At 40.9% G+C, this 11,787-nt stretch carries 12 protein-coding genes; 11 read left to right on the forward strand and 1 reads right to left on the reverse strand.

Annotated elements, in window-relative coordinates:
• Positions 1 to 2 precede the first annotated feature (2 nt).
• Positions 3 to 461, reverse strand: coding sequence for a zinc ribbon-containing protein (locus tag GQR55_RS01220; RefSeq protein ID WP_007585575.1), 459 nt, complete (start codon positions 459 to 461; stop codon positions 3 to 5).
• Between the two features lie 196 nt (positions 462 to 657).
• On the opposite strand from GQR55_RS01220, the gene leuS reads away from it, so the two are divergent.
• The 11 genes from leuS to ybeD all read left to right on the forward strand — a co-directional run bounded on the left by leuS (position 658) and on the right by ybeD (position 11,776).
• Positions 658 to 3,246: a leucine--tRNA ligase gene (leuS, locus tag GQR55_RS01225; RefSeq protein ID WP_166419146.1), complete on the forward strand. Its 2,589-nt coding sequence runs from the start codon at positions 658 to 660 to the stop codon at positions 3,244 to 3,246.
• 1 nt (position 3,247) lies between these two features.
• Positions 3,248 to 3,739 carry an LPS assembly lipoprotein LptE gene (gene lptE, locus GQR55_RS01230; protein WP_165739920.1) on the forward strand — a complete coding sequence of 164 codons (492 nt, stop codon included), beginning with the start codon at positions 3,248 to 3,250 and terminating at the stop codon, positions 3,737 to 3,739.
• The gene (gene holA / locus GQR55_RS01235) at positions 3,739 to 4,776 is read left to right on the forward strand and encodes a DNA polymerase III subunit delta (RefSeq protein WP_166419147.1); all 1,038 of its coding nucleotides are present in this window, start codon (positions 3,739 to 3,741) and stop codon (positions 4,774 to 4,776) included. Before lptE ends, holA begins: the two co-directional genes overlap by 1 nt.
• Positions 4,777 to 4,797: 21 nt before the next feature.
• Positions 4,798 to 5,433 (forward strand): nicotinate-nucleotide adenylyltransferase, encoded by a 636-nt coding sequence (gene nadD / locus GQR55_RS01240; RefSeq protein WP_166419148.1) that lies wholly within the window; start codon positions 4,798 to 4,800, stop codon positions 5,431 to 5,433.
• Between the two features lie 55 nt (positions 5,434 to 5,488).
• Positions 5,489 to 5,806, forward strand: coding sequence for a ribosome silencing factor (gene rsfS, locus GQR55_RS01245; RefSeq protein ID WP_165728920.1), 318 nt, complete (start codon positions 5,489 to 5,491; stop codon positions 5,804 to 5,806).
• 37 nt (positions 5,807 to 5,843) lie between these two features.
• Positions 5,844 to 6,314 carry a 23S rRNA (pseudouridine(1915)-N(3))-methyltransferase RlmH gene (rlmH, locus tag GQR55_RS01250; RefSeq protein ID WP_007585562.1) on the forward strand — a complete coding sequence of 157 codons (471 nt, stop codon included), beginning with the start codon at positions 5,844 to 5,846 and terminating at the stop codon, positions 6,312 to 6,314.
• A 9-nt stretch (positions 6,315 to 6,323) separates the two neighbouring features.
• Entirely contained in the window at positions 6,324 to 8,192 is a 1,869-nt protein-coding gene (gene mrdA, locus GQR55_RS01255; protein ID WP_166419149.1) for a penicillin-binding protein 2, read from the forward strand.
• Positions 8,189 to 9,295 (forward strand): rod shape-determining protein RodA, encoded by a 1,107-nt coding sequence (gene rodA / locus GQR55_RS01260; protein ID WP_166419150.1) that lies wholly within the window; start codon positions 8,189 to 8,191, stop codon positions 9,293 to 9,295. The genes mrdA and rodA overlap by 4 nt, the downstream gene beginning before the upstream one ends.
• Positions 9,295 to 10,059, forward strand: coding sequence for a septal ring lytic transglycosylase RlpA family protein (locus tag GQR55_RS01265; protein WP_166419151.1), 765 nt, complete (start codon positions 9,295 to 9,297; stop codon positions 10,057 to 10,059). The genes rodA and GQR55_RS01265 overlap by 1 nt, the downstream gene beginning before the upstream one ends.
• A 99-nt stretch (positions 10,060 to 10,158) precedes the next feature.
• Positions 10,159 to 11,322 carry a serine hydrolase gene (locus GQR55_RS01270; protein WP_165728924.1) on the forward strand — a complete coding sequence of 388 codons (1,164 nt, stop codon included), beginning with the start codon at positions 10,159 to 10,161 and terminating at the stop codon, positions 11,320 to 11,322.
• Positions 11,323 to 11,497: 175 nt separating this feature from the next.
• Positions 11,498 to 11,776 carry a DUF493 family protein YbeD gene (gene ybeD / locus GQR55_RS01275; RefSeq protein ID WP_002958517.1) on the forward strand — a complete coding sequence of 93 codons (279 nt, stop codon included), beginning with the start codon at positions 11,498 to 11,500 and terminating at the stop codon, positions 11,774 to 11,776.
• The last annotated feature ends 11 nt before the right edge of the window (positions 11,777 to 11,787 follow it).

Consider the following 11,787-nt stretch of genomic DNA (forward strand, 5'->3'; position numbering starts at 1 on the left):
ATTTAAGGGTGCAGTGCCTTACGACTAAAATAGATTCCATCACATTCAATACACGGTGTAATTTGTGTAGCGTGATAAACATCGTAACTATGGGTGCAATTCTTACATACTAATGTGCCCATGGCTATCCATTCGCCTGCGTGATACACACCATTGTGCTTAAAATCTTGACTTAAAGATTGCCACTCAAGCTGGGTTTTATCTTCTATGTGCGAAAGTTCAAACCAAAGAGACTCTTTAAGCTCTTGCCATGCAAGCGAATTATAGTGTGATTCGTTCTCTACTATATGTTCAATATCATTCTTTAAATAGCTTTTATAGAGCTCATATCTTTCTTGACTTAAATCTTTAAGCGCCTGCTCAGATTCAACAAACCCAGAAACCACATCTTTTAAACCATGCTCTTTCACATCTTTTATCCAATGGGTAAAACTGCTAAGCCATGTTTTGTAATCAGTCATTTTTTACTCCTTCAAAATTGCTGTTAAATCAGTCTGTAACTTATGTTTTTAGCTAACCACACTATAAAAAAGCAGGTTAACCTGCACTGAAAGTTACAATTTAATAAAAGCATGTTTTTGACGCTGTGAATAGTGTTTTATTTGGGGTATCCTAACGGCAATTTTTTATTAGTTTGCAAGAAGTCTGGAACCATAGATGCAAGAGCAATATAACCCGCAAGATATAGAGTCAAAAGTACAAAGCTACTGGGAAGAAAACCAGGTATTTAAAGTCACTGAAGATGAGAGCAAAGAAAAGTATTACTGCCTTTCTATGTTCCCTTATCCGAGTGGTCGACTGCATATGGGTCATGTGCGTAACTACACCATTGGTGATGTTGTTTCTCGTTTCCAGCGCCTGCAAGGCAAAAACGTAATGCAACCTATGGGTTGGGATGCGTTTGGTTTACCTGCAGAAAACGCTGCTATTAAAAACAAAACAGCACCCGCTAAGTGGACATACGAAAATATTGATTACATGCGTACCCAACTTAAGCAATTAGGTTTTGGTTATGACTGGGATCGCGAAATTGCGACGTGTCATCCAGAATACTACAAGTGGGAGCAGTGGTTTTTCACTAAGCTTTACGAAAAAGGCCTAGTGTATAAAAAAATGTCGACAGTTAACTGGGATCCAGTGGATCAAACAGTACTCGCTAACGAGCAAGTTATTGACGGTCGCGGTTGGCGTTCGGGTGCTGTGGTTGAACAAAAAGAAATTCCACAGTGGTTTATTAAAATTACTGACTACGCACAAGAGCTACTTGACGATTTAGACAAGTTAGAAGATTGGCCAGAGCAAGTTAAAACAATGCAGCGCAACTGGATTGGCCGCTCTGAAGGGTGTGATATTGAATTTAAACGCACCGATAACGACGAAACATTTAGCGTATACACAACTCGTCCAGATACCTTTATGGGTGTTACGTATGTTGCTGTTGCCGGTGGCCACCCTATTGCACAAGAAGCCGCTAAAAATAGCGATGCTATTGCAATGTTTGTTGAAGAATGCAAAAACACCAAAGTTGCCGAAGCAGACATGGCAACCATGGAGAAAAAAGGCATAGCAACAGGCTTTTACGCCACTCACCCATTAACGGGCGAGCAAGTACCAATTTGGGTTGCTAACTTTGTATTAATGCATTACGGCTCAGGCGCTGTAATGGCAGTACCTGCACACGACCAACGCGATTTTGAATTTGCAACGGCGTATGGCCTAGATATAAAACAAGTTATTGCACCTGCTGAAGGTTCAGACCTTGAAGTAAACCTAAAAGAAGAAGCGTTTACTGATAAAGGCGTACTTGTAAATTCGGGTGAATTTAACGGTCTAGATTTTGAAGCAGGTTTTAAAGCCATTGCCGACAAATTAGAAGCACTAGGCGTTGGTGAGCGTAAAGTAAACTTCCGTCTACGCGACTGGGGTGTGAGCCGTCAGCGCTATTGGGGTTCTCCAATTCCAATGCTTAGCGATGAAGATGGTAAAGAACTTGCTGCAACAGAAGATATGCTACCTGTTCGCTTACCAGAAGATGTAGTAATGAACGGTGTAACGTCACCGCTTAAAGCAGACCCAGAGTGGGCTAAAACAACAGTAAATGGCGCACCTGCGTTTCACGAAACTGATACGTTTGACACCTTTATGGAGTCGTCTTGGTACTACGCACGCTACTGTAGCCCACGCTACGACGAAGGTATGCTAGATCCTGCAGCTGCCAACTACTGGTTACCAGTAAACCAATACATTGGTGGTATTGAGCATGCAATTTTACATTTATTGTACTCGCGTTTTTTCCATAAATTATTACGTGACTTTGGTTTAGTAAACTCAGACGAGCCGTTTGACCGCTTACTTTGTCAAGGTATGGTACTTGCTGAAACATTTTATCGTAAAGATGAAAAGGGCGGCGACATTTGGATTTCGCCAACTGATGTAAATACCGAAACTGACGATAAAGGCCGCGTAACTAAAGCATGGCATAAAGAAGACGGTGAGCCGGTATTTTCATCAGGCATGAGCAAAATGTCTAAGTCTAAAAACAACGGGATAGACCCACAACATGTAATTGCCCAGTATGGTGCAGATACAGTGCGTTTATTCATGATGTTTACAGCACCACCAGAGCAAACGCTTGAATGGTCAGACTCGGGCGTAGAAGGCGCACACCGTTTCTTAAAACGTGTATGGAAATACGCGGTAGATGTTAAAACAGTAGGTTACCAAGCACTTGATAAATCAGCGCTAACAAACCCACAAAAAGTATTACGTCGTGACTTACACAAAGCAATTGCTAAAGTGACTGATGATGTTGAACGTCGTCAAACCTTTAACACCGCTATTGCCGCTATTATGGAGCTTTCTAATAAGTTATTAAAAGCACCACTGAGCGACAAGCAAGATGTAGCTATTGCCAACGAAGCGCTTGAAGCACTTATTATTATGCTTGCCCCTATTACTCCGCATTTATCGCATGAGCTTTGGAAAGAGCTTGGCAAAGAAGGCGAGATTTTAGATGCTGCGTGGCCAAAAGTTGACGAGTCGGCACTTGTTGAAGATGAAAAATTAATCATCGTGCAAGTAAATGGCAAACTTCGCGCTAAGTTAACGGTTGCCGCTGGTGCAACTCAAGAGCAAGTAGAAGCCCTTGCGTTTGCTGAATCTAACGTCACTAAATTTACAGATGGCTCAACTATTCGTAAAATTATTTACGTACCAGGCAAACTACTTAACGTGGTAGCTAACTAATATGGCTGCATTTAACGCCATTAAAAATGGACTAGCCTTAGTGCTAGTCTGTTTTTTGTTATCAAGCTGTGGCTTTCATTTGAAAAAAGCCTCTAGCTTGCCTGATAACTTAAAACAACTAACACTTGTAGGCGATGACGAAAAATCGACTTTATTTACTGAGCTTAAAAAAGAACTTAAAGCGAGTAACGTAAAGCTAGTATCGTCAGCTAAAGATAAAGCTCAATTGTATTTACGTAAAGAAACTATCGAACGCCAAACACTTTCGTTGTTTCAAAATGGTCAGGTTGCTGAATACGAGCTCGCTTATGGCGTATCGTATGTAGTTAAACGACCAGGTGAAAAAGCGATAGAAAAACGCTTTGAACTGTACCGTAATTACCAAGACGATCCGGATCATGCATTAGCAAAAGCAAAAGAGCTTGAGCTACTCATTAGCGAGATTCGTGAGCAAGCTGGTCGTCGTATTGTTAGAGAGCTGTCGCAACTATAATGCGCTGCTACGCTAATCAACTACCGAGTGAACTAAATAAAGGGCTAAAGCCCTTTTATTTAGTATTTGGGGAAGAGCCTTTTCAAGAAGCGCAATGCGTACAGCAAATTCGTGACGTTGCTAAGCAGCAAGGGTTTGATGAGGTAATTAAGTTTACTTTAATGCAAGGGTTCGATTGGCAAGAAATTATAGCTCAGTATCAAAGCATGTCGTTGTTTAGCGCGCGCACTATTATTGAGCTTGATTTAAACCAACAAAAACCAGGCGTTATTGGCAGCAACACCTTTAAAAAAGTGGTTGAACTGGTTAATCCCGATACTATTTTAATTGTTAAAGGTGCTAAAGCCAGCCAAGAAGTACAACGTGGTGCATGGTTTAAAGCCCTTGATAAACTAGGTGTATTTGTTCCTTGTTACCCGCTTACAGGCACGCATGTAAAACGATGGCTTGACGATCAATGCCAACGTTTATCGCTCAATGTACAAAACGACGCCAAAGTAAGCTTAATTAATGCCACTGAAGGTAACTTATTAGCGTGTTTTCAGGAGCTTGAAAAACTCTCACTACTGCACGGCAATGCTTTAATTACTCAGCAATTAGTGATGCAAGGGCTTTTAAACCAAGCCAAGTTTGATATTTTTGATTTAAGTGATGCACTATTAAATGGTCACGCTAAACAAGCTATAAAAGTATTAAACAAACTTGCGAGCGATAACACCGAAGTGGTGAGCATTTTGTGGGCAATTACCAAAGAGCTTAATACACTAATAAGCGTGCAACTTGGTTTACTAAATGGCGAGCCTATTGCTAATTTATTTAAACAAAAGGCTATTTGGAAAAACCAACAAGGCCCTGTTCAAAATGCTATTAACCGGTTAAACATGCACACACTAGAGCAAATAAATAGTGATGTAGCGTTGTTTGATGCCAGTTATAAGCAAGGTAAGTTAATAGCACCTTACCAAGCGCTTGCACATATTTGCATTAAATTTTGCCAGCCGCTTAACATTCCTATGCCGTGCCACACGGCTAATTAATAAATAGCTAATGGGTGTTAAATGATCGCAATTTTTGGTGGTACCTTTGACCCAGTCCATTTAGGCCATATAAATATGGCGCAGCAATGCGTTAATGCGTTTAATTTAGATACGCTTTATTTTATGCCGTGTGCACTCCCTGCACATAAAGCTGCGCCGGGTATTAGTACGCAGCATCGAGTTAATATGCTAAACGCAGCTATTGCACCTTATCCTCATTTTGAACTCGATTTAAGAGAGCTTAACCGAACGGGTCCATCGTACTCGTTGCTGAGCTTGCAAGAACTTCGTAAGGAGCACCCCACTACACCTATTTTATTTTTAATTGGTATGGACTCATTTAATAATCTGGATAAATGGTTTGAGTGGCAAGCAATAACCCAACTTTGTCATATTGTGGTGTACCAGCGCCCTGCTCAACATTGCACTGTTAATGGCGAGCTAAAAAGCTATATGCAGCACGCAAATGTGGACGAAACAGCAACACTTAAACAGTCACTTGCCGGTAAACTTTATTTTTTACCTGGTGAAATGCTCGATGCGGCCTCAAGTACTATTCGCAAGCAGCTAAAAATAAGTAATAAAAAGAATGAACTATTGCCCGATGCAGTGAGTCATTACATACAAATGCATCAGCTCTATCAAATTGATGCTTAAAAACTCCTAGCGTGTTAAAATGCGCGCCATTAAATTTTTAAATTGAGACAAAACCTTGGATTCAAAACAACTACTCGCCTTTGCAATGGATAAAATTGACGATATGAAAGCGCGTGACATCGTTCATATTGACGTAACTAAGACATCAGATATCACAGATTACATGGTAATTTGTTCTGGTACTTCTAAACGTCACGTACAGTCAATTGCTGATCACTTAGCAAAAGAAGCGCGTCATGCAGATTCAGAACCACTAGGTTATGAAGGTGAAGGCGACGGCGAATGGGCACTGGTTGATTTAGGTGATGTGGTTGTACACGTGATGCAAAGCGAAGCACGTATCTATTACGATCTAGAAAAACTGTGGGGCTAAACGCTCACTTATTTTAGACAATGCTTGGAAGTAATACGTGAAAATACAAATGATTGCTGTTGGTACCAAAATGCCAGCATGGGTAGAAACGGGATTTGCAGAATATCAGCGCCGTTTCCCTAAAGATATGGCCCTTGAGTTAATTGAAATTCAAGCCGGGAAACGTGGTAAAAATGCAGATATAAAGCGTATTTTACACATTGAAGGTGAAAAAACATTAGCGGCTATTCCAAAAGGCAATCGTATTGTAACGTTAGAGGTAACAGGGAAAGCGCTGGATACTCACCAACTTGCTAAAAATATGGAAAAATGGCAACTCGATGGCCGCGATGTAAGTTTACTTATTGGCGGACCTGAAGGACTTGCTCCAGAGTGCATTGCAGCTTCTGAGCAAAAATGGTCGTTATCTAATTTAACATTGCCGCACCCTTTGGTGCGTATAATTGTTGCAGAGAGCCTTTACCGAGGCTGGAGCTTAAATAACAATCATCCTTATCATCGCGAGTAACCCCTTGCCATGCTAAAACATAGACCCACTATTCGTGACCACTCCGCAGAAGCAAACTTATTTGCTAGGCGAGCATTCGTGGGTTTTGTTTTTGTATTAGGATTAGTCGCTGTATTGCTTTCTAATCTTTATACTATTCAAGTAGAAGATCACCAAGACTACCAAACCCGCTCTAACGACAACCGCATTAAAGTTATTCCTATTGCACCCAATCGTGGTTTAATTTACGACCGTAACGGCGTACTGCTTGCTGAAAACAAACCTGTTTACAACCTTGAGGTCATCCCCGAAGAAGTAGACGACCTTGACGAATCGCTTAATCAAATAAGTAAAATAATTGCGATTACAGAGCAAGATAAACAAGATTTTTTAAAAGATATAAAACACACGCGTCGTTTTAAATCACAAGTATTAAAAGCCCGCTTAGACGAAACAGAAGTGGCGAAATTTTCGGTTAATCAACATAAATTCCCTGGTTTTAGCATTGAGGCGCGCCTTGCTCGCTACTACCCATTTGGCGATACACTAACGCATGCGCTTGGATATGTTGCAAAGCTTAATAGAAAAGAGCTAAACCAATTAGAACAAGAAGACCGAGCAACCAATTACCGCGCTACGTATGATATTGGTAAGCTCGGATTAGAAAAATACTACGAAGAAACATTGCACGGTAAAGTGGGCTCACAACGAGTAGAAGTTAATAACCGTGGCCGCGTAATTCGTACCCTAAGCATGACCCAGCCACAACCCGGTAGCGATTTAGTGCTTACCTTAGACGTTGGCTTACAACAAATTGCACAGCATGGACTTAAAAATATGCGTGGCGCTGTGGTCGTTATGGATGCTAAAGATGGTGGCGTGCTTGCGCTTTATTCAAACCCAAGTTACGACCCAAACTTATTTGTTCACGGCATTAGCAGCAAAAATTATAAAGCATTGCTTAATCAAGATCGTCCGTTAATAAACCGTACTACGCAAGGGCGTTACGCACCAGCCTCTACTGTAAAACCGTTAATGGCTGTATTAGCGCTTGAAGAAAACATAGTTAATGAATCAACATCGATATGGGATCCTGGCTTTTTTCAAATTCCAAACGTTGAACACAAATGGCGAGACTGGAAACGGTGGGGTCATGGTCATGTTGATGTATACAAAGCGATTGAAGAGTCGTGCGATACTTATTTTTACGATGCGGCTTATCGATTAGGCATAACTAAAATAAGCGACTTTATGGCGCGTTTTGGTTATGGCGATTTATCAGGTATTGATATTCACGAAGAAACCACTGCTATTCTACCTTCAAAAGAATGGAAAGAAGGTCGCTTTAAAGAGTCTTGGTGGCGCGGCGATACTATTTCGGTAGGTATTGGACAGGGTTATTGGACTGCTACACCGATTCAAATTGCAAATGCGACTAATATATTAGTTAATCGCGGTATTAATCACCCGCCTCATTTAGTGCAAGTGGTTAAAAAAGATAGCGATGTAACGCAAATAAATAACGAAGAAAAACCCCCTGTTATTTTAAAAGATCCACGTCATTGGCAGGTATCTTTAGATGCTATGCATAACACGGTTCAAAAAATATCTGGTACCGCGCACAAAGCATTTAAAGGCACTAACTACGATTCGGCGGGTAAAACCGGTACCGCGCAAGTAGTAAGTATTGCACAAGGTGAACGTTACGATGCTAAATCGCTTAAAGAGCGCCAACGTGACAACACTATTTATGTAGGTTTTGCACCTTATAACGATCCAAAAATTGTGGTTTCTGTTGTATTAGAAAATAACCACGGCGGTATTCAAATTGCTCGCCAACTTATGGATTATTACTTTGCAGCCAATCCTGTTAATCTTGCAAGGAACGATACACCATGACCGCTTTGCACGATAAACGCTCTATTTGGATGCGCATGCACCTAGATTTACCACTGCTTATCGCATTACTTATAATGATGGCTGGTAGCATAATGGTTGTATACAGCGCCAGTGGCCAAGAATCAGCAATGATGATTAGGCATATGACCCGTATGGGCGGTGCGGTTGTTGCTATGGTTATTTTAGCCCAGTTTTCGCCTGCCACACTAAAGCGTTTAGTAATACCACTTTATTGCGTTGGTTTATTAATGCTAGTGGGTGTACTTTTGTTTGGTGTAAGCTCAAAAGGCGCTCAGCGCTGGCTTGATTTAGGCGTTACACGGTTTCAACCTGCTGAACTAATGAAATTAGCAGTACCGATGATGGTTGCTTGGTATATAGGGCGTAATCACCTACCTCCTCGTCCATTGCACTTAATTATTGGTTTTATGATTGTAATGCTCCCTACATTATTAATTAAAGAACAGCCCGATTTAGGTACCGCCATACTTATTGCTAGTTCAGGTATATTTGTATTGTTTTTGTCGGGCTTAAGTTGGCGTTTAATCGGCTTTTTAAGCTCAATTGTAGCGCTTGCCGCATGGCCATTTTGGCACTACGGTATGCACGATTACCAAAAACAACGTGTACTTACCTTTTTAGACCCTGAGAGCGATCCGCTTGGTTCGGGTTATCATATTATTCAATCTAAAATTGCTATTGGCTCAGGTGGTATAGAAGGTAAAGGCTGGCTGCTTGGCACGCAATCGCAATTAGAATTTTTACCCGAGCGCCACACCGACTTTATATTTTCGGTTTTAAGCGAAGAATTTGGTTTATTTGGTGTATGTGTTTTACTAAGCCTGTATTTGTTTATTATTGGCCGTGGTTTATACATTGCTGTTAATGCACAAGATGCATTTGGTAAGTTGCTCGCAGGCGCACTCACCCTGACCTTCTTTGTATATGTATTTGTTAACATAGGCATGGTATCGGGTTTATTACCAGTTGTTGGCGTACCTTTACCACTTATAAGTTATGGTGGTACATCGATGGTGACGCTCATGGCAGGATTTGGCATTATTATGTCAATTGCGACAGATAAAAGGATGCTTTTAAAATAATGCGACACACTAATCAGCTTATATTTACTACATTATTAATTTTACTTTTAAGTGCTTGTAGTAGCGGGTCAAGTAGCCGTTATAGTATGCGTCATGATGCAGCGCCATTAAGAGCCCCGACTACACTTGAGATGCAAGACGCTATAGTAACTGAAACCACTAAAAGTGCCAGCGCAAGCCGCCCATACACAGTGCTTGGTAAAAGCTATTCCCCGATGCTTGATGAAACAGGTTATGCTGAGGAAGGTATTGCCTCGTGGTATGGCCGTAAGTTTCATGGTTATCACACCTCAAATGGTGAAACTTACGATATGTTTGCCATGACCGCAGCGCATAAAACGCTGCCGCTACCTAGCTTTGTTAAAGTAACCAATACCGCAAATGGTAAATCGGTAATAGTGCGCGTAAACGACCGTGGCCCGTTTCATGACGATAGAGTGATAGACCTTTCGTATGCTGCCGCTTATAAGCTTGGCTATTACACTCATGGTACAGCAAAGGTTAAGCTAGAGGCCGTTACGATTGCTGGCTCTGCTGTAAATCAAACCTATATTCAAGTAGCTGCAGGTAGTACACTAACAAACATTGAAGCGCTAGCAAGCACGTTAAGAAGTCAGTATAAATTACCAACAAATATCGTTCAAAAGGACGCTATTTATAGATTGCACCTCGGCCCTATTAAAGATGCCCAGCATGCAAAAGAAGTATTACAAAAATTAAAACAAGATCAATTTCAAAACGCGTTCTTGCTTTACACTCAGTAAGACTAATACCCAAACCAGCCCAAGATGCTCGCATCTCGGGGTAGTTTGGGTATAAAATAGCGTAACGCGAATCTTTAACTTTAACCATTAATGAGTATGATGAAATCTATTAAACATAAAATCCTCAAAGGTGTATGCGGCCTCGTTTGTACAGCCGCCGTATTCTCAGCCAGCGCCCAAATTATTCCGGCACCACCTCAAGTTAATGCGAAAGGTTATTTTTTAGTCGACTTTACAACTGGTAAAGTAATTGCTGAAGGTGAAGCTGACACACAGCTAGCACCAGCAAGTTTAACTAAAATGATGACCAGTTATGTAATTGGTACTGAAATTAAAGCCGGTAACATTGCCAATACCGATATGGTAACGGTAAGCGAAAAAGCATGGGCTAAAAACTTCCCTGAATCTTCTAAAATGTTTATTGAAGTAGGTAAGCAAATTAGTGTTGATCAGCTTAACCACGGTATTATTATTCAATCAGGTAATGATGCATGTGTAGCAATGGCTGAGCATATTGCTGGAAGCGAAAGCGCATTTGCTGATTTAATGAATGCACATGCTGCTAAATTAGGTATGAGCAACAGCCACTTTATCAACAGCCACGGCCTTGATACTGACGAGCACTTCACAACTCCGCGCGATATGGCGACACTTGGTGCTGCACTTATTCGTGATGTGCCAGACGAATACGCACTTTATAAGCAAAAGTCATTTACGTATAACGGCATTAAGCAATATAACCGTAACTCATTATTGTGGGACGAAAGCTTAGATGTTGACGGTATTAAAACTGGCCATACATCAGAAGCAGGCTACAGCCTAGTTACCTCAGCAACTAAAAACGATATGCGTTTAATTGCTGTTGTTATGGGTACTACCAGCGAACGTGCTCGTAAAGTAGAAAGTAAAAAGCTACTTAACTATGGTTTTCGTTTTTATGAAACAATTACTCCGTACAAAGCAGGCGACAGCTTTGCAGAACAACGTATTTGGATGGGTAACAAAGAGAACGTATCGTTAGGTATTTTAGAAGATACACCGATTACTATCCCACGTGGTCAGCATAAAAACCTTAAAGCTAACTTTGAGCTAGATAACACGCTTGAAGCACCACTTGCTAAAGGTACTAAAGTAGGTACGTTATTCTTACAACTAGAGGGCGAAGATATTGCTCAATACCCGCTAGTAACACTTGAAGAAGTGGAAGAAGGCAGCTTCTTTAGCAAAATTTATGATTACTTACGTTTACAGATAATGCAGTAATTTACAGTTGCCCTACTAACGTGGGTAACTAATTTAAACGTCTCCACTGTGAGGCGTTTTTTTTTGCTTGAAAAATGTTAGAATGCGCCCCATATAAGCAAGACTGCTAATTGCCTATCTGTATTAAGCTTCGAGCTTGCATAGAGTCCACACTTTTGTATGAGGAGTCACCGTCGTGGTTCAACCTGTTAAAGATACTAAATTTGATGAGTACCTAGAGTACCCTTGCCCATTTACATTCAGAATAATGGGTTTAGCTAATGTAAACTTAACTGATCAAATTTTAGCTAAGTTACAACCAATAGCACCTGGCGATTACGCCCCTAAAGTAAAACCAAGCAGCAAAGGTAATTACGAGTCAGTAAGCCTTGTAGCAACAGTTACTAGTGGCAAACACATTGAAGAAATTTACAACGTGATCAGCAATATTGATGACGTACGCCACATGCTTTAATCCATAGTTGA

Origin of the sequence: Pseudoalteromonas sp. Z1A8 (assembly GCF_011378855.1) — a bacterium.
Taxonomy (GTDB): Bacteria; Pseudomonadota; Gammaproteobacteria; order Enterobacterales; family Alteromonadaceae; genus Pseudoalteromonas.

Excerpts from the sequence above, each read along its gene's own strand:
- GQR55_RS01220 (WP_007585575.1), bottom strand. The coding sequence starts at position 461 with ATGACTGATTACAAAACATGGCTTAGCAGTTTTACCCATTGGATAAAA.
- leuS (WP_166419146.1), top strand. The coding sequence starts at position 658 with ATGCAAGAGCAATATAACCCGCAAGATATAGAGTCAAAAGTACAAAGC.
- lptE (WP_165739920.1), top strand. The coding sequence starts at position 3,248 with ATGGCTGCATTTAACGCCATTAAAAATGGACTAGCCTTAGTGCTAGTC.
- holA (WP_166419147.1), top strand. The coding sequence starts at position 3,739 with ATGCGCTGCTACGCTAATCAACTACCGAGTGAACTAAATAAAGGGCTA.
- nadD (WP_166419148.1), top strand. The coding sequence starts at position 4,798 with ATGATCGCAATTTTTGGTGGTACCTTTGACCCAGTCCATTTAGGCCAT.
- mrdA (WP_166419149.1), top strand. The coding sequence starts at position 6,324 with ATGCTAAAACATAGACCCACTATTCGTGACCACTCCGCAGAAGCAAAC.
- rodA (WP_166419150.1), top strand. The coding sequence starts at position 8,189 with ATGACCGCTTTGCACGATAAACGCTCTATTTGGATGCGCATGCACCTA.
- GQR55_RS01265 (WP_166419151.1), top strand. The coding sequence starts at position 9,295 with ATGCGACACACTAATCAGCTTATATTTACTACATTATTAATTTTACTT.
- GQR55_RS01270 (WP_165728924.1), top strand. The coding sequence starts at position 10,159 with ATGAAATCTATTAAACATAAAATCCTCAAAGGTGTATGCGGCCTCGTT.